17 protein-coding genes are annotated in these 16,403 nt (G+C 70.8%); 4 read left to right on the top strand and 13 right to left on the bottom strand.

The features are described from left to right. Window positions 1–197 precede the first annotated feature (197 nt). The 5 genes from M4V62_RS09815 to M4V62_RS09835 all read right to left on the bottom strand — a co-directional run bounded on the left by M4V62_RS09815 (window position 198) and on the right by M4V62_RS09835 (window position 5,107). Window positions 198–1,034, bottom strand: coding sequence for an ATP-binding cassette domain-containing protein (locus M4V62_RS09815; protein WP_425575015.1), 837 nt, complete (start codon window positions 1,032–1,034; stop codon window positions 198–200). After that, window positions 1,031–2,098: an ABC transporter permease gene (locus M4V62_RS09820; protein ID WP_249586857.1), complete on the bottom strand. Its 1,068-nt coding sequence runs from the start codon at window positions 2,096–2,098 to the stop codon at window positions 1,031–1,033. The genes M4V62_RS09815 and M4V62_RS09820 overlap by 4 nt, the downstream gene beginning before the upstream one ends. After that, the gene (locus M4V62_RS09825; protein ID WP_361044481.1) at window positions 2,095–3,108 is read right to left on the bottom strand and encodes a sugar ABC transporter substrate-binding protein; all 1,014 of its coding nucleotides are present in this window, start codon (window positions 3,106–3,108) and stop codon (window positions 2,095–2,097) included. Before M4V62_RS09825 ends, M4V62_RS09820 begins: the two co-directional genes overlap by 4 nt. A 95-nt stretch (window positions 3,109–3,203) precedes the next feature. Further along, a complete protein-coding gene (locus M4V62_RS09830) occupies window positions 3,204–4,205 on the bottom strand; it encodes a sugar ABC transporter substrate-binding protein (RefSeq protein ID WP_249586859.1) in 1,002 nt (333 codons plus the stop codon). Between the two features lie 152 nt (window positions 4,206–4,357). Then, a complete protein-coding gene (locus M4V62_RS09835; protein WP_249592763.1) occupies window positions 4,358–5,107 on the bottom strand; it encodes a GntR family transcriptional regulator in 750 nt (249 codons plus the stop codon). 127 nt (window positions 5,108–5,234) lie between these two features. Between M4V62_RS09835 and M4V62_RS09840 the strand changes: the two genes are divergently transcribed. Further along, the gene (locus tag M4V62_RS09840; protein ID WP_249586860.1) at window positions 5,235–6,254 is read left to right on the top strand and encodes a Gfo/Idh/MocA family protein; all 1,020 of its coding nucleotides are present in this window, start codon (window positions 5,235–5,237) and stop codon (window positions 6,252–6,254) included. A gap of 30 nt (window positions 6,255–6,284) precedes the next feature. On the opposite strand, the gene M4V62_RS09845 is transcribed toward M4V62_RS09840, so the two are convergent. Beyond that, window positions 6,285–6,956, bottom strand: coding sequence for a response regulator (locus M4V62_RS09845; protein ID WP_249586861.1), 672 nt, complete (start codon window positions 6,954–6,956; stop codon window positions 6,285–6,287). Between the two features lie 164 nt (window positions 6,957–7,120). Further along, window positions 7,121–8,464: a sensor histidine kinase gene (locus M4V62_RS09850; protein WP_249586862.1), complete on the bottom strand. Its 1,344-nt coding sequence runs from the start codon at window positions 8,462–8,464 to the stop codon at window positions 7,121–7,123. Between the two features lie 159 nt (window positions 8,465–8,623). On the opposite strand from M4V62_RS09850, the gene M4V62_RS09855 reads away from it, so the two are divergent. Further along, complete coding sequence (locus tag M4V62_RS09855; protein ID WP_249586863.1) at window positions 8,624–8,839, top strand: hypothetical protein; 216 nt, start codon at window positions 8,624–8,626, stop codon at window positions 8,837–8,839. A gap of 49 nt (window positions 8,840–8,888) precedes the next feature. Here the strand turns inward: M4V62_RS09855 and M4V62_RS09860 are convergent, their stop codons facing one another. From M4V62_RS09860 to M4V62_RS09870, 3 genes are all read right to left on the bottom strand, one after another. Further along, window positions 8,889–9,308, bottom strand: a complete 420-nt coding sequence (locus M4V62_RS09860) for a guanyl-specific ribonuclease (RefSeq protein ID WP_249586864.1) — start codon at window positions 9,306–9,308, stop codon at window positions 8,889–8,891. A 132-nt stretch (window positions 9,309–9,440) separates the two neighbouring features. Then, window positions 9,441–9,836 (bottom strand): hypothetical protein, encoded by a 396-nt coding sequence (locus M4V62_RS09865; protein ID WP_249586865.1) that lies wholly within the window; start codon window positions 9,834–9,836, stop codon window positions 9,441–9,443. A gap of 71 nt (window positions 9,837–9,907) precedes the next feature. After that, window positions 9,908–10,822 carry a DMT family transporter gene (locus tag M4V62_RS09870; protein WP_249586866.1) on the bottom strand — a complete coding sequence of 305 codons (915 nt, stop codon included), beginning with the start codon at window positions 10,820–10,822 and terminating at the stop codon, window positions 9,908–9,910. A 273-nt stretch (window positions 10,823–11,095) separates the two neighbouring features. Between M4V62_RS09870 and M4V62_RS09875 the strand changes: the two genes are divergently transcribed. Then, window positions 11,096–11,836, top strand: coding sequence for an SDR family NAD(P)-dependent oxidoreductase (locus tag M4V62_RS09875; protein ID WP_249586867.1), 741 nt, complete (start codon window positions 11,096–11,098; stop codon window positions 11,834–11,836). A 125-nt stretch (window positions 11,837–11,961) separates the two neighbouring features. Here M4V62_RS09875 and alc read toward each other — a convergent pair whose 3' ends face one another. Both alc and allB read right to left on the bottom strand, forming a co-directional pair. Next, window positions 11,962–13,077, bottom strand: a complete 1,116-nt coding sequence (gene alc, locus M4V62_RS09880) for an allantoicase (RefSeq protein ID WP_249586868.1) — start codon at window positions 13,075–13,077, stop codon at window positions 11,962–11,964. Window positions 13,078–13,082: 5 nt separating this feature from the next. Next, window positions 13,083–14,417 (bottom strand): allantoinase AllB, encoded by a 1,335-nt coding sequence (allB, locus tag M4V62_RS09885; RefSeq protein WP_249586869.1) that lies wholly within the window; start codon window positions 14,415–14,417, stop codon window positions 13,083–13,085. A gap of 376 nt (window positions 14,418–14,793) precedes the next feature. Between allB and M4V62_RS09890 the strand changes: the two genes are divergently transcribed. Further along, entirely contained in the window at window positions 14,794–15,609 is an 816-nt protein-coding gene (locus M4V62_RS09890; protein WP_249586870.1) for an IclR family transcriptional regulator, read from the top strand. 145 nt (window positions 15,610–15,754) lie between these two features. On the opposite strand, the gene M4V62_RS09895 is transcribed toward M4V62_RS09890, so the two are convergent. Then, complete coding sequence (locus M4V62_RS09895) at window positions 15,755–16,399, bottom strand: response regulator (RefSeq protein ID WP_249592764.1); 645 nt, start codon at window positions 16,397–16,399, stop codon at window positions 15,755–15,757. Between the last annotated feature and the right edge of the window lie 4 nt (window positions 16,400–16,403).

Consider the following 16,403-nt stretch of genomic DNA (forward strand, 5'->3'; position numbering starts at 1 on the left):
GCGCACAACGGACCCCGGGGTGACGGGGCCCGGGGTGCGCCCCGTCACCCGGGGTGTGCCCCGTAGGGGCGCGGGGAACTGCGCGAGCAACCACGGAAAAGCCGCAGTCGCGACTGCTGGGCCAGCGAGCAGACGCGACTGCGGCTCTTCCTGGGCTGAGCGCGCAGTTCCCCGCGCCCCTTCGGGGCCCGCCCCAGCTACGGGGCCCCCTTGTCCTCCAGCTCGTGACGCAGGTCGTCGAGTTCGCTGCCGCCCGCCATCTGGCGAGTGAGCTCGTCCAGGGTGATCTCGTCACGCGCGTAGCTGCCGAACATCGTGCCGCGCTTCAGGAGGACGAAGCGATTGCCGACCAGGTACGCGTGGTGCGGGTTGTGGGTGATCAAGACCACTCCGAGGCCCGCGTCCCGCGCGGCGGCCACGTACTTCAGGACGACACCGGACTGCTTGACGCCGAGTGCCGCCGTCGGCTCGTCCAGGACCAGGACCTTGGCGCCGAAGTAGACGGCGCGCGCGATCGCCACGCACTGGCGTTCGCCGCCCGACAGGGTGCCGATGGGCTGGTCGACGTCGCGCAGGTCGATGCCCATGCGGAGCAGCTCCGCGCGGGTCGTCTCGCGCATGAGGTCGACGTCGAGGCGCTTGAAGGGCCCGACGCCCTTCGTCGGCTCGGAGCCGAGGAAGAAGTTGCGCCAGACCGGCATCAGCGGGACCACCGCGAGGTCCTGGTAGACCGTGGCGATGCCGCGGTCCAGGGCCTCGCGCGGCGAGCCGAGCTTCGCGTCCTCGCCCTCGATGCGGAACTCTCCCGCGTCGTGCCGGTGCAGACCCGCGATGATCTTGATGAGGGTCGACTTGCCCGCGCCGTTGTCGCCGAGGACACAGGAGATCTCGCCCGCGTGGACCTCCAGGGAGACGCCTTCCAGGGCGCGGATGTTGCCGTAGTACTTACTGACGTCGTCGAGCTCGACGAGCGGGGTGCTTCCCGGCTCCGGCTCCGGCACCGCGTCGTTGACGTCGGTCGTGTCGGTGGTCACTTCGTCGCCTCCGCGCGCTTGCGGACCCAGTGGTTGAGCAGGGTCGCCAGGAGCAGCATCACTCCGAGGAAGAACTTGAACCAGTCCGGGTTCCACTCGGCGAACACGATGCCCTTGCTGACCATGCCGAAGATGAGGGCACCCACGGCCGCGCCGACCGCCGAGCCGTATCCGCCGGTGATCAGACAGCCGCCGATGACGGCCGCGATAATGTAGATCAGTTCGTTGCCGACGCCCTCGCCCGACTGGACGACGTCGTACGAGAACAGCAGGTGCTGGCCCGAGATCCAGGCGCCGAAGGCGACGCCCATGTAGAGGCCGATCTTGGTCGCCGCCACCGGGACGCCGACCGCGCGGGCCGCGTCCTCGCCGCCGCCGACCGCGAAGATCCAGTTGCCGACGCGGGTGCGGAGCAGGATCCAGGTGGCGACCGCGATCAGGCCGAGCCACCACAGGATCGTGATCTTGAAGTCGACGCCGCCGATGGTGATCGTCGAGGCGAAGACGTCCTTGGCGGAGGCGAAGCCCTCCATGTCGGAGATCGACTTCGTGGAGACCGTGCCGCTGATCAGCTTGGTGAAGCCGAGGTTCATGCCGGTCAGCATGAGGAACGTACCGAGCGTGATGATGAAGCTCGGCGGGTCGGTGCGCGTCAGCATCACGCCGTTGAAGACGCCGACCCCGAGGGTGGCGACGAGCGAGACGAGGACGCCGACCCAGACGTTGGCCGTCATCTGGTAGCTGAACATCGACGAGATCAGCGCGGAGGTCGTCACCATGACGCCCGCCGACAGGTCGAACTCGCCGCCGATCATGAGCAGCGCCACCGGCACGGCCATGATGCCGAGCGTCGACGCCGCGTAGAGCACCGTGGCCAGGCTGTTGGTCTGCAGGAAGCTGTCCGCCGCGATCGAGAAGAAGACGAAGACGGCCACGGCGCCGACGACGGAGCCGAGCTCGGGGCGGCCCATCAGCTTCTTCAGCGGCGACGCCTTCAGGAGGCGCTCGTCCGTCTTCGTGTCCGGCGAAGGCGCCGGTGCGGGTGCGGGTGCGGTCGCTGTCATCGCGTCCCTCGCTTCGCGTATTCCTCCAGCTTGGCGGCCTGGTCCTTGGTGATGATCTGCGGTCCGGTGAGCACCGGCTTGCCGCCGCCGAGCACGTCGTCGTTGTACTTGTACAGCCAGAGCAGGTCCACGGCCTCGTAGCCCTGGAGGTAGGGCTGCTGGTCGACGGCGAAGCCGAGCGTGCCGTCCTTCAGTCCTGCCGCGACCTTCTCGTTCAGGTCGAAGGTGTCGACCTCGGCCTTGCTGCCCGCGCTGTCCGCGGCCTTCACCGCGGTGTCCGCGAAGGGCGCGCCGAGCGTGACGACCGAGTCGATGGACTTGTCGGACTGGAGCCTGGCCTCGATGGAGGACTGCACGTCGGGCATGTTCGTGCCGGTCACGTACAGGTTCTGCATCTTGCCGTCGAAGGTCTTCTTGGCGCCTTCGCAGCGCTGCTCGTGGCCGACGTTGCCCTGCTCGTGCAGGATGCAGAGCGCCTTCTTCTTGCCGCGCTTGTTGAGCTCGTCGCCGACGGCCTCGCCCGCGATCGTCTCGTCCTGACCGATGTGGGTGAGCGCGCCGAACGCCTTGGACTCGGCGGAGCCGGAGTTCACCGTGATCACCGGGATGCCGGCCTTCTTGGCGCGGGCCAGGGCGCCCTTCATCGCGGCGGGCTTGGCGAGACTGACGATGATGCCGTCGACCTTCTTGTCGATGTACGAGTCCACGAGCTGGGCCTGCTGCTGGGCCTCGGCATTGTGGGAGTAGAGGAACTTGATGTTGTCCTTGCGGGCCGCCTGCTCGGCGCCTTCCTGGACGATGTCCCAGAACGTGTCGCCGTCACCCGAGTGGGTCACCATGCCGAACGTCCAGTTCGGCGTGTTCACCGCGGCCTTGCCCTGTGCCGTTGCCGCCTTGCGTGCGTCCTCGGCGCGCTTGCCACCGGTGCTGCTGCACCCCGCGAGGGATACCCCGAGCACCGCGACCAGCACGGCACCCACCGCACGTACCCCTGTCTGAACCCTTGCCACGACGCCGTGCCCTTCTAGCTCTGCTCCTCGGTGAGGCCGGTCCGGATCCCCGGCCCCAGCGGCCCAAGTATCGACCACGCGGATCACGCATGTGTTCATCGGGTACCGCGGGCGGTGTACTTCTCCAGCTTCGGCACGTCCTTCTCGGTGACGATGGCGGGTCCGGTCAGGACGGGCTTGCCGCCGCCCAGGACGTTCGCGTTGGTCTTGTAGAGCCACAGTTCGTCGATGGCGAGATAGCCCTGGAGGTAGGGCTGCTGGTCGACGGCGAAGCCCACCTCCTTGGCCTTGAGGCGCTTGACGACCTCGGCGTTCAGGTCGAACGTGGCGACCTCGGCCTTGCTGCCGGAGTCCTCCTTGGCCTTCACCGAGAGGGCGGCGATGGGCGCGCCGAGGGTGACCACCGCGTCGATGTCCTTGGCCGCCTGGAGTTTCGCGCTGATGGAGGACTGGGCGTTCGGCGCGTTGGTGCCCTCGACGTTCAGGTTCTCGACCGAGCCCTTGAGGGTCTTCTTGACGCCCGCGCAGCGCTGCTCCAGGGAGACGTTGCCCTGTTCGTGGATGACGCAGAGCACCTTCTTCTTGCCGCGCTGCGTGAGCTCGTCGCCGACCGCCTCGCCCGCCACGGACTCGTCCTGGCCGATGTGGCTCAGGGCGCCGAAGTCGGCGGAGAACTCGCCGCCGGAGTTGATCGTGACGACCGGTATCCCCGCGGCCTGAGCCTTGCCGAGGACCGCCTTCATCGCCTCGGGCTTGGCCAGGGTCACGACGATGCCGTCGACCCTCTTGTCGATCGCCGACTGGACGAGCTCGGCCTGTCCCTTGGCTTCTTTGTCGTTGGAGTAGAGGAAATCGACGTTGTCCTTGCGGGCCGCCTGCTTGGCGCCGCTCTGGACGATGTCCCAGAAGGTGTCGCCCTCGCCGGAGTGCGTGACCATCGCGATCTTGAGGCGGGGCGTGTTCACGCCCTTGCCGCCTCCCCCGCCGTCGCCGGACTTGTCCTCGTCGTCCTTGCCGCCGGAGCCGCTGCACCCGGCCGCGAGCGCGATCACCGCGGTGAGAGCCGCTGCCGTGCGGGCTGCGCGGGCCGTACGCATGGGGCTACGCCTGGGGGTACGACTGGGGGTACGCATGGGGACCACCTCTTCTCCCGGCCGCCCGAGTGCGGCTGGGGGAGTTCTAGCGGCGGGCGCGCGGCAGCGTCAATGGCTTTGTCAGAACATTCTGACGACCGTGAGCGACTTGGGACCTACGGCCGTACGAGGAGCTGGAACTCGAAGGAGTAGCGCGAGGCCCGGTAGATGTGCGAGCCGAACTCGACCGCGCGGCCCGTGTCGTCGAACGTCGTGCGCTGCATCGTGAGCAGCGGCGCCCCCGCGGGCTCGCCGAGCCGCTCGCCCTCGCCGGCGGTGGCGGCGCGGGCACCCACGGACTGGCGCGCGCTGTGCAGGGTGATGCCCGCGGCGCGCATCAGGCGGTAGAGGCCGGTGGCCTCCAGGCGCGGGGTGTCGAGGTCGAGGAGCCCGGACGGGATGTGGTTGCGCAGGTACGCCATGGGCTCGCCGTGGGCCAGACGGAGCCGCTCGACCAGGTGGACCTCGTCGCCCTCCGCCACGCCGAGGGCTGCGGCCACCTCGGCGGACGCGGGCTCGACGGTGTTGCGCAGGACGCGGGTCTCGGGGCGCTGGCCCGCCGCCTCCAGGTCGTCGTAGAGACTGCTGAGTTCGAGGGGGCGCTTGACCTGGCTGTGCACGACCTGGGTGCCGATACCCCTGCGGCGCACGAGCAGCCCCTTGTCGACGAGCGACTGGATGGCCTGGCGGACGGTCGGCCGGGACAGGCCGAGGCGCCCTGCCAGCTCGATCTCGTTGCCGAGCAGGGTGCCCGGGGTCAGGGCGCCGCGCTCGATCGCCGCCTCCAGCTGCTGGGACAGCTGGAAGTACAGCGGGACCGGGCTGCTGCGGTCGACGCCGAGCTGGAGGGAGACGGTGGGGTCCACGGCTGGTTTGGCGGCTGATTTGGACACGCTGTGAGCGTAGTCGCAGGGAATGATGACGGGAAGTTCGGAAGTTCTGTTGTCCGGACAAAGGATTGACAGGATCGCGGGGCATCGCGAGGGTGGGTCCATGCGCATCGGACTGATCGGAACGGGCCGTATCGGCACATTTCACTCTGCGGCTCTTCAGCGGCATCCCGAGGTGGAGGCCCTGGTCGTCGCCGACGCGGACACCGGCCGTGCGGCCGGGCTCGCGGCGCGGATCGGCGCGGCCTCCGCGGCCTCGGTGGACGACGTCTTCACGGGGCTCGGCCGGTCGGGTGCCGTGGACGCGGTGGTGATCACCGCGGCGACCTCCGCGCACGCCGAGCTGATCGGCAAGGCGGCGCGGGCCGGACTTCCGGTCTTCTGCGAGAAGCCCATCGCCCTCGACCTGCCCGGCACGCTCGCCGCGCTCCAGGAGGTCGAGTCCGCGGGCACGGTGCTCCAGCTGGGCTTCCAGCGGCGGTTCGACGCGGGGTACGAGGCGGCACGCGAGGCCGTGCGGTCGGGGCGGCTCGGGCGGCTGCACACGGTCCGCGCGATGACCTCGGACCCGGCGCCGCCGCCGGCCGCCTATCTCCCGCTCTCCGGCGGCCTCTACCGCGACTGCCTGGTCCACGACTTCGACATGCTGCGGTGGGTGACGGGCCGTGAGGTGACCGAGGTGTACGCGACCGGGTCGGACGCCGGGCCCGCGATGTTCCGCGAGGCGGACGACGTCGACACGGCCGCGGCGGTCCTCACCCTCGACGACGGCACACTCGCCACGGCGACGGCCACGCGGCGCAACGGCGCGGGCTACGACGTACGGATGGAACTGGCAGGGGAGAACGACCAGATCGCGGTCGGCTTCGACGACCGCATGCCCCTGTCGTCCGTGGAACCCTCGGGACCGCCGCCGCCCGACAAGCCGTGGCCCGGCTTCCTCGAACGGTTCACACCCGCGTACGAGGCGGAGCTCGCGGCGTTCGTGGATGTCGTACGGGGAGAACGGCCGAACCCCTGCGACGGCCGGGAGGCGCTTCAGGCGCTGCGGATCGCGGAGGCGTGCGAACTGTCGCGGCGGGAACGGCGGTTGGTGCGGCTCGAGGAGATCGCCGGGCGCTGATCCCCCGCCCCCCCGGGCCTGCCCCGGGGGCTACTCCACGCCGTCGAGCAGCCCCGCGTCATGTGCCAGCAACGCGATCTGCACGCGGTTGTTGAGGTCCAGCTTCGTCAGGACGCGGGAGACGTGGGCCTTGACGGTGGCCACGCTCAGGTAGAGCTCCGCCGCGATGTCCGCGTTCGAGGCGCCCCTGCCGACCGCGACCGCCACTTCCCTCTCCCGCTCCCCCAGCAGCGTGAGCCGCTCCAACGCCCGCTCGCGGCGGCCCTGTTGGGGGTCCACCCCGGTCACCTGGGTGATCAACTGCTGTGTCACCGTGGGGGACAGCACCGGCTCCCCCGCGGCGACCGCGCGTACCGCCGCGACGATCTCGGCGGGCGGGGTGTCCTTGAGGACGAACCCGGCCGCTCCGGCCCGCAGGGCCCGCAGGACCTGCTCGTCGGCGTGGAAGGTGGTGAGGACGATGACCTCGGGGGCGTCCGGGCGCTTGCGCAGGGCCTCCGTCGCCGCGAGGCCGTCCATCGTGGGCATGCGGATGTCCATCAGGACGACGTGGGGGCGCAGCTCGGCGATCAGCGGGGCGACGTGGGAGCCGTCCGCAGCCTCGCCGACGATCTCGATGTCGTCCGCGCCGCCCATCATGAAGGACAGGCCTGCGCGGACCAGCGGGTCGTCGTCGACGAGAAGCACGCGGATGGGGTTCATGGGCTCCACATTAACGAGATCATCGGCTGCCGATCGTGTCTGCGTCACGTCCGCGTCACGTCTGCCGATTCGGCGTGCGGCCAGGGTGCCCGCGGTCGAGAACTCCGTGGCCACGACGTCCCGTTCGCCCGGCACACGACCGCACTGAAAGGGTTCCCCGGCGGTCACAGCTGATCGCCACGGCCGGCGGACGAGTCCCACGGCAGCCACGCGTCGACCCGGAAGCCGCCGTCACCCGCGGCCCCGTGCTCGATGCGGCCGCCCGCCAGCGTGGCCCGCTCCGTGAGGCCGATCAGCCCCTGGCCGGAACCGGGGACGTTCGGCACGTCGCCGGGCGGCGGCGGGTTCCGTACCGACAGGGTGAGGCCTTCACCGGGCGCCCCGGAGACCAGGACGGTCACCTCGGCGCCCGGGGCGTGCTTGCGGGCGTTGGTCAGGCCCTCCTGGGCGATGCGGTAGGCGGTGCGGCCGACGGCGGCGGGCACGGCCTCGGGGTCGGTGACGCGGTGGTCGAGTGCGACCTTCATGCCCGCGTCACGGGACTCGGCGACCAGGGTCTCCAGGGCGGCGAGGGTCGGCTGCGGGCGGCCGGACGCCTCGCCGTCGCCGCTGCTGCCGCTGCCGCTGCCGCTGCCGCTGCCGCGCAGGACGCCGATCACCTCGCGCAGGTCCTGCAACGCTTCGTGCGCGCTCTCCCGGATGACCCCGGCCGCGCGGACGACCTCCTCGCGGGGCGCGTCCGGGCGGAACTCCAGGGCGCCCGCGTGCACGCTGAGCAGGGTGAGGCGGTGGGCGAGCACGTCGTGCATCTCGCGGGCGATGGACTCGCGGGCCAGGCGCTGGGCCTGTTCGGCACGGAGCGCCGCCTCGTTCTCGGCGCGGATCGCGCGGTCGCGCAGGCTCAGCAGGAGCTGGCGGCGGGAGCGCACGAACATGCCCCAGCCGATGACGGAGGCGCTGAGCAGCGTTCCGAACAGGATGGCGACCAGGTACGGCAGGTCGGCGTCGGGCCGCAGCCGGTAGATGACCGGCACCAGCGCGATCGAGACCCCGCCGACCCAGCCGACGTACCGGAAGGGCCGGTGCACCGCGAGGGTGAACAGGGCCACCGCCGCCGCGCCGCCCGCGGTGTCGGAGAGCACGCTGACCGGCACCATGGCCACGGCGAGACCGACCGGCCAACGCCTGCGGAGCCAGACGGCGGCGCAGGCGAGCGCGCCGATGACCTGGTCGGCCTCCGCGATACCGGGCGAGACGTGCGGGTTGTTGCCGACCGCCTCCGCGCCCACCATGCCGATGCCGACGGCCACGGCGAAGCAGGCGAAGTCGACCAGCCAGTCGCGCACGGTCCGCCGGGGCCTGCGCCTGCCCTTGCCCTTGCCCTTGCCCTTCGTCGTCGCGCGGTCCGGGTCGAACTCCGCGGCGACGGCCGAGGGCAGCGCCCAGGGACGCCTGGCCAAGGGGGCCGAGTGCGCCGAAGGGACCGCCGGGGGCTCACTGCCGCTCATGGTCGACAAATCTACGCACTGTCAGGGGCATCGGGCGCCGTCCGGACGTGATCGTCTACCAAAGTCGCGCACACGCAGACTTTCGGAGGGGGCCAGGAGGAAGAGGCCTCACCCCGTGGCCGATGTGCGTGGGGGGTCCACGGGGCGAGGCTCTTCGGTATGAAGCAGGTACTTGAGGTCTTCGGCGTCCTTCTCCTGATCCAGGGCGTGGCCGCCCTGGTGCACGAGCTGACCGGCCGGCTGCGCGGCTGGGGCATCGTGCAGCGGATCGGGTTCCTCGACGGCTACGAGATCTACGCGGGCGTCACGCTGATCGTGCTCGCGCTCGCACTGTTCGCCGTCGCGGAGAGCCGGAAGAGCCGGAAGACCCGCTAGCCCGCCAGCCCGCCAGCCCGCCGGCCCGCCGGCCCGCCGGGACCGTGTGTCAGCAGGCGTAGTCGACCAGGTCGAAGGACTCGTAGTGGTCTGCGGTGTAGTAGTCCTCCTGGTTCTTCTCACCGGTCACGATGCGGCGCGCACCGCGGTCGGGTGAGCCCGGCGTCACCACGGTGTACTCGTGGTAGTAGCCGGAGCCCTGCGAGGGCAGGATGCCTTCCCTGTTCTGGAAGACGGTGTCGTCCTGCGGATACGGGTAGGGGCCGCCCGCCTCGATCAGGTCCAGGGTGTCGTGCGCCTGGGAGGGCAGCGCGGAGTAGCAGATGTCGCCGACGGCGGTGATGGCGTACGCCGTCGACACGGGGGAATGGTTGTCCGGCGACGCGCTCGCGGAGGCGGCGACGGGGCCGCCGATGAGCAGGGCGGCGGCGAGGGCTGTGACGCTCACGATTCGTGGGGGGATTCGCATGCGACCAGTGTGACGCGCGTAGAGGTTGTCGTGTCAACGTCAAGTGCAGTGAATTTTCCGGGAGTTAACCAAGCGCCACCGGTTGGCCGCCGTCAGTCCTTGTCGGTCGCCGTCAGTCCTTGTCTGCTGCCGTCAGTCCTTGTCGGCCGCGGCCTTCGCGGCGGCGATGCGGTGCTCCGCCATGTACTCGCGCATCCGCAGACTGGTGGACCCACTGGTGTAGAGCACCGCGCCGCCCACCGACAGCGGCACCGAGAGCCCCAGCCAGCCCAGCATCTCGGGCCACCTGCGCTCCGCACGGCAGTCGTCCCACGTGGCCTCGGCCCAGGTCGGGTCGTCGCCCTCGTAGAACAGCATCGACTGGCACTTGCGGCTGTTGGCGTACGAGTCGTCCCCGTCGCTGAACGGTGCCATCAGCTGGTACGCGAGCGCGATCCAGATGACGCACGCCGCGAGGAGCAGCGCGCCGCCCCAGACGCGGCGCTTCTGCGCGCCCGCGGCGAATTCCTGCTCGAAGTACTCGTTCATGGTCTCCCCCTGCTTGATCGACCACGGACCGCATGATCGACCACAGACTGCTTGATCGACCACGGAAGCTATCACCGCACCCTGCGCCCCCAGCTGGTCCCCACCAGAACCAGCGCACCTCCCACCAGACCCACCACACCCAGCCGTTCCCCGCCCAGCGCGATCCCCACCGCGGCCGCCCACAACGGCTCCGTGCCGAGCAGCAGGCTCACCCGCGAGGGAGACGTCCTGCGCACCGCCCACATCTGCACGAAGAAGGCGAAGAGCGTGCAGAACACGGAGAGGAAGAGCAGTCCGGCCCACTCGCGCGCGCCGAAGTCCGCGGCGACGGACCAGGGCGACGCCCCCGTGCCCGCGGCGGCGAGCACCGCGAACACGACGACGGCGGAGCCCAGTTGGACGGTGGTGAGCGAGAGCGCGTCAGCTTCCCCGGCGGCCCGGACAGCCTTGATCCGCGACATCGCCAGGACGTGCACGGTGCGCGCGAGCGCCGCAAGGAGGATCAGACCGTCGCCCGGCGAAGGCTGCGTGAAGCCGCCGCCCTGGGTCAGCAGGACCACGCCGAGCACGGAGAGCCCGGCCGCCGCCAGGAAGGCGCGCGGCGGCCTCTTCCGCGTCACCGCGGCCTCGGCGAGCGGCGTGAAGATCATGGTGAGGCTGATGATGAGGCCCGCGTTGGTCGCCGAGGTGTGGACGACGCCGTACGTCTCCAGGAGGAAGATCCCGCTCAGGATCAGCCCGAGCACTCCCGCCCCGCGCCACTGCGGTGCCGTCAGCGCGCGCAGGCCGCGCCATCCTGCGATCACGAGCGCGGGCAGCACGACAGCGAACCGAAGCACCAGGACGGCGACGACCGTGTGGGTCGTCGTGATGCCCTTCGCCGCCAGGTAACTGGCGCCCCAGACCACGGCGACGAGCAGGACGGGCAGATCGGTGAGCCAGGCGCGGCGCACTGCGGGCGCGGCGGGGGCGGCGAGCGTCGACACGGGGCGCGGTCTCCAACGGATGCGGCGATGTGGAGACTTCGGCGGCTCTCACGTGGGTCGATCACCGTATCCGGCGGAGATCACGCCGGGAAGGGACGGCGGCGGCCGTCTCACTGAGCGGTCCGTGCTGTCCGCGTGCGGTCCGGGCGGAGGCCGTGGCGGCTTCGGTGTCCATTTCCCGCCAGCCACGGCACGTGCCGCCCGCTTTCATTGAACCCACAAGCACTTCTCACCGCATTGCGGAACATAACCACGCGAATGAGGTTCACGAACATGTCTTCTCTGACCGGCAAGACGGCTCTGGTGACCGGCGGCAGCCGCGGCATCGGCGCGGCGATCGCGCTGCGGCTCGCACAGGACGGCGCCGATGTGGCCATCACGTACGTCAACGGCGAGGCCGCCGCTCATGAGGTCGTCGCCAAGATCGAGTCGGCGGGCCGCCGCGGTTTCGCCATCAGGGCCGACGCGGCCGACCCCGGGGACGCGGCGGGCGCGGTGGAGCGCGCGGCGGACGACCTGGGCCGCCTCGACATCCTGGTGAACAACGCGGGCATCGGAGTCCTCGGCCCCATAGGGGACTTGGCGCTCTCGGACGTCGACCGGGTGCTCGCCGTCAACGTACGTTCGGTCTTCCTGGCCTCGCAGGCGGCGGCCGGGAGGCTGGCCGACGGGGGCCGCATCATCTCCACCGGATCCGGGCTCGCGCGCTTCGCGGGTGGCCCTGGCGCGACGCTGTACGCGCTGAGCAAGGCGGCGCTCGTCGGCATGACCAAGCCGCTGGCCCGTGAGCTCGCGGGGCGGGGCATCACCGTGAACGTCGTGCACCCGGGCTCGATCGACACGGACATGAACCCGGCCGACGGGCCCTACGCCGAGCCCCAGAAGGCGGCGACGGCGCTCGCCCGATTCGGCTCGGCGGACGAGGTGGCCTCGCTCGTCGCCTATCTCGCGGGAGACGACGCGGCGTTCATCACGGGCGCGGAGCTGGTGGTGGACGGCGGCTACGGAGCCTGACCGCTCCGCTTACGGGGCGCGACACCGCGCGCATGGTCGCGCGGCACCGCGGGCATGGTGATGGGGCGCACCGGGGCTTTCCACCCGGTGCGCCCCACGTTTCAGCGGGCTTCAGCGGGCTTCGATCAGCCGCCGAGCTCCTGGTGACGTGCCGTCAGACGGCTCGCGCCCGCCTCGGTGAGCGAACCGAAGAGGTGCAGCCGGGAGATGCCGCCGTCCGGGAAGATGTCGATGCGCACGTGCGTGCCGACGACCGGGGCGTCAAGGACGAAGCGGTGGTTGGTGTCGGGCTGCAGACGGGTGCGGGGCAGCGCCTCGACCCACTCGCCGCTCTCGCCGTCACGGACCGAAAGGGCGGCCCAGCCCGCCGAGTTGCCCTTGAGGTACGCCGTGTCGATCTCGACGGCGCGGATCTCGGACTGGGCGACGAGCTGGTAGCGGATCCAGTCGTTGCCGTTGTCGCGGCGGCGGCGGGTCTCCCAGCCGTCGTCCATCTTGCGGGAGCGGCCCGGCTGGATGGTGTTGGTGGCCGGGGAGTAGAAGCGGTCGGACGCGTCCTCGACCTGGCCGCCGTTCTCCAGGGCGAGCACGTCGAACGTGCCGAGCGTGGCGAGCCACTTGGGGTCGGCGACGACCTCGCCGTACACCCGCAGGCGCGCGATGCCGCCGTCCGGGTGCTGGTTGACGCGCAGGTGCGTGAAGCGCTGCTCGACGTCGACGGCGAAGCCGTTGGCCGCGTGGCCGCCGACTGCCGTGCGGGGCACGAGAGTCGTCCACTTCACGTCGTCCGCGAGGAGCTCATCGGGGGTCGGCGAGCCCTCGACGTTGGCGCCCTGGACCGAGACGGCCTGCGGGTAGTTGCCGCGGAAGTGGGCGGTGTCGATGACGATGCCGCGGACGACGCCGGGGGCGCCGAGGCGTACGAGCGCCCAGTCGTGGTCGTCAGCGGTGGGCCACGGGTGCTCACCGGAGACGCCACGGCGGCGGCGGGTCTCCCAGCCGTCCATGACCTTGCCCTTGTGCCCGAAGTGCTCCGGGTCGAAGACGGCGTCGTGCGCCAGGAGCAGGTTCTCGCGCATAGCGAAGAACTCGTCGTTGGCGGCGATCACGCCCGCGCCGAGCTGCCGGTCCGCGAGGTTCGCGTACTGGGTGAAGGGGAAGTCGGCGGTGCGGTAGTCCGCGTACGGGTCGCCGCCGCCGTAGGGGCTCGCGTCGCCGGTGAAGCTGGGTATCGCCGTCACAGTGATCAGTTCTTCCTTTCCAGAAGTCGGCCTGCGGGTTCGCTGAACTCGCCGCCGTGCAGGATGCGTTCGCCGCGCAGCCAGGTGGACTTCACGACGCCGCTGAGGGTCTTGCCCGCGTACGCCGTGACTCGGTTCCGGTGCTGCAGCTCCGCGGGGTCCACGGTGAAGGTCTCGTCGGGCGCGAGGACCGCGAAGTCGGCGTCGCGGCCGGCCTCGATGGCGCCCTTCTGGTCGAGTCCGACCAGTTCGGAGGTGCGCGTCGACATCCAGCGCACCACGTCCTCGAGGCTGTGGCCGCGCTTGCGGGCCTCGGTCCAGATCGCGGGGAGGCTGAGCTGGAGCCCGGAGATGCCGCCCCACGCGGTCGCGAAGTCGTCGGTCTTGAGGTCTGCGGTGGACGGCGAGTGGTCCGTCACGATGCAGTCGATGGTGCCGTCGTCCAGCGCGTCCCAGAGCAGGTCCTGGTTGGCGGCCTCGCGGATGGGCGGGCAGCACTTGAACTCGCTCGCGCCGTCCGGGACTTCCTCGGCGGTGAGCGTGAGGTAGTGCGGGCAGGTCTCGACGGTGAGCTTGACGCCCTCGCGCTTGGCGGCGGCGATCAGGGGCAGCGCGTTCGACGACGACAGGTGCAGTACGTGGACACGGGCGCCGAGCCGCTTGGCGAGCCCGATGAGGCCCTCGATCGCGACGTCCTCGGAGACACGCGGCCGGGTGTCCAGGTAGTCCGTGTACTTGGGGCCGCTCTTGTGCGGGGCGGCGTCCAGCTCGTGCGGGTCCTCGGCGTGCACGATGAGCAGTCCGCCGAAGCCCGCGATCTCCGCCATGGAGGTGGCGAGCCGGTCCTGGTCGAGGTGCGGGAACTCGTCGACGCCCGACGGCGAGAGGAAGCACTTGAAGCCGTAGACGCCGGCGTCGTGCAGGGGCTTGAGGTCGCCGACGTTGTCGGGCAGGGCGCCGCCCCAGAAGCCGACGTCGATGTGCGCCTTGGTGCGGGCGACGTCCTGCTTCGTCCGCAGGTTGTCGACCGTGGTGGTCGGCGGCAGGGAGTTGAGCGGCATGTCGACGAGGGTGGTGATGCCACCGGCGGCGGCGGCACGGGTGGCGGTCCAGAAGCCCTCCCACTCCGTGCGGCCCGGGTCGTTCACATGGACGTGCGTGTCGACGATCCCGGGCAGCAGGACGTCGTCGCCGAGGTCCTCGATCCTGGCCCCGGCCGGTACGTCGGCGTCGTGCGCGAGCACGGCCGCGATCTTCCCCCCGGAGACCGTGACCGACGCGGCGCGGGTTCCCTGCGGGGTGATCACGCGGGTCGAGCGCAGCACCAGTTCTACGTCCACGTCCTCAACGCCCTCTCTTCGCTGTTGCCTTCTTGATTCGTTCTTTTCCGCTACACAGACCATTCGGTTCCGCTAAACGGAATTCAACGTTCTGTTGAATGAGTCTTCACGGCCGACCTCGAACCGTCAAGAGGCCACCTGACGCACTCTGGACGTTTCCACAAAGTGGAATTAGAATTCCGCAGGCCAGAACGTAGCTACGCACAACCGGGCCGTCAAACGATCACCAGACGTGACGGCGGAGAAGCGGACAAAGGCTCCCCGACCGGTCCCCGACCACCCCTGACCGGCAAAGACGCCAGGGCCGGTCAGGGCCCCTGCGAGGAACCGCCCGGTAGGCTGCTGCCTTGCCCGTCAGCCCCGAAAGGACTGCGCCGTGCCGACGTCAAGCGCCAGCGACGCCTCCACCGAAGTCGCCGCCTCCAAGCCGCCCGCTGCCAGCGGTGGTGTCCAGTCCCTTGAGCGCGCCTTCGACCTCCTCGAACGGATGGCGGACGCCGGAGGCGAGGTCGGCCTGAGCGAGCTCTCCGCCAGCAGCGGCCTTCCGCTCCCCACGATCCACCGCCTGATGCGCACCCTGGTCGCCTGCGGCTACGTACGCCAGCAGCCCAACCGCCGCTACTCCCTCGGCCCGCGCCTGATCCGCCTCGGCGAATCGGCCTCGCGCCTCCTCGGCACCTGGGCGCGCCCCTACCTCGCGCGCCTGGTCGAGGAGACCGGCGAGACGGCGAACATGGCGCTGCTCGACGGCGACGAGATCGTGTACGTCGCGCAGGTGCCGTCCAAGCACTCCATGCGGATGTTCACCGAGGTGGGCCGCCGGGTCCTGCCCCACTCCACGGGCGTCGGCAAGGCACTCCTCGCCCACACCCCGCCGGAGGAGGTACGGGCCCTGCTCGCCCGCACCGGCATGCCCGCGGCCACGGAGAAGACGATCACCACGCCCGAGGGTTTCCTCGACGCGCTGGAGGAGGTCCGCAAGGCGGGCTTCGCGGTCGACGACAACGAACAGGAGATCGGGGTGCGCTGCCTGGCGGTCTCGGTCCCGAACTCCCCCACGGCGGCGGCCATTTCGATCTCGGGCCCGGCGGGCCGCGTGACCGAGGCCGCGGTGGAGAAGATCGTGCCGGTGCTGCAGGAGGTGGCGGTGGAGCTGTCGGCCGCGCTGGCCAGTTCGGGGCCTGCGGCGTAGGGGCTCCCCCGGGCTCCCCCTCTCAGCCACGGACGGGCTGAAGATCTCCCCGGTCGGGTGGATCTTCAGCCCGTCCGGCGTTCGAGGACGGTCTCGGCGACGCCGGTGAAGCGGGTGAAGCAGTTGAAGCGGGTGAAGCCGGTGATCAACGGTGCGCGCCGCCCCGGATCAGCCCACGCGCCGTGGCCACGGCCACCGCCGCCGTACGCGAATCGACCCCCAGCTTCGCGTAGATGTGCACCAGATGGGACTTCACGGTGGCCTGGCTCAGGAAGAGCCGCTTGCTGACCTCCTGGTTGGAAAGCCCCTCCCGCACCAGCCGCAGCACCTCCAACTCCCGCCCGGTCAAGGCCTCCCCGGGCGCCCGCATCCGGTCCATCAGCCGATGCGCGATCGCCGGCGCGAGCGCGGACTGCCCCGCGGCCGCGGTCCGCACCGCCGCGGCGAGCTCCTCCGGCGGCGCGTCCTTCAGGAGATAGCCCGCCGCGCCCGCCTCGACCGCGGCGAGGATGTCGGCGTCCGTGTCGTACGTCGTCAGGACGAGCACCCGCGGCGCCCCCGCCACGGCGGTGATCGCTGCCGTGGCCTGCGCCCCGTGCATCCCTGCCCCGAACTGAAGATCCATCAGGACGACGTCGAAGCCGCCGGTCGCGGCGAGCGACACCGCGACCTCCGCCGTCGCCGCCTCGGCCACCACGGCGAAGTCGGGCTCGGTGTCGAGCACCGCACGCAGCCCGGCGCGCACGACCGGGTGGTCGTCGGCGAGGAGCAGCCGGATGGGCTCCGGCACTTCG

Source organism: Streptomyces durmitorensis, from assembly GCF_023498005.1.
Lineage (GTDB): Bacteria > Actinomycetota > Actinomycetes > Streptomycetales > Streptomycetaceae > Streptomyces > Streptomyces durmitorensis.

Coding starts and splice junctions, on each gene's coding strand:
- M4V62_RS09820 (WP_249586857.1), bottom strand. CDS start 2,098: ATGACAGCGACCGCACCCGCACCCGCACCGGCGCCTTCGCCGGACACG.
- M4V62_RS09830 (WP_249586859.1), bottom strand. CDS start 4,205: ATGCGTACGGCCCGCGCAGCCCGCACGGCAGCGGCTCTCACCGCGGTG.
- M4V62_RS09840 (WP_249586860.1), top strand. CDS start 5,235: ATGCGCATCGGACTGATCGGAACGGGCCGTATCGGCACATTTCACTCT.
- M4V62_RS09845 (WP_249586861.1), bottom strand. CDS start 6,956: ATGAACCCCATCCGCGTGCTTCTCGTCGACGACGACCCGCTGGTCCGC.
- M4V62_RS09850 (WP_249586862.1), bottom strand. CDS start 8,464: ATGAGCGGCAGTGAGCCCCCGGCGGTCCCTTCGGCGCACTCGGCCCCC.
- M4V62_RS09855 (WP_249586863.1), top strand. CDS start 8,624: ATGAAGCAGGTACTTGAGGTCTTCGGCGTCCTTCTCCTGATCCAGGGC.
- M4V62_RS09860 (WP_249586864.1), bottom strand. CDS start 9,308: ATGCGAATCCCCCCACGAATCGTGAGCGTCACAGCCCTCGCCGCCGCC.
- M4V62_RS09865 (WP_249586865.1), bottom strand. CDS start 9,836: ATGAACGAGTACTTCGAGCAGGAATTCGCCGCGGGCGCGCAGAAGCGC.
- M4V62_RS09875 (WP_249586867.1), top strand. CDS start 11,096: ATGTCTTCTCTGACCGGCAAGACGGCTCTGGTGACCGGCGGCAGCCGC.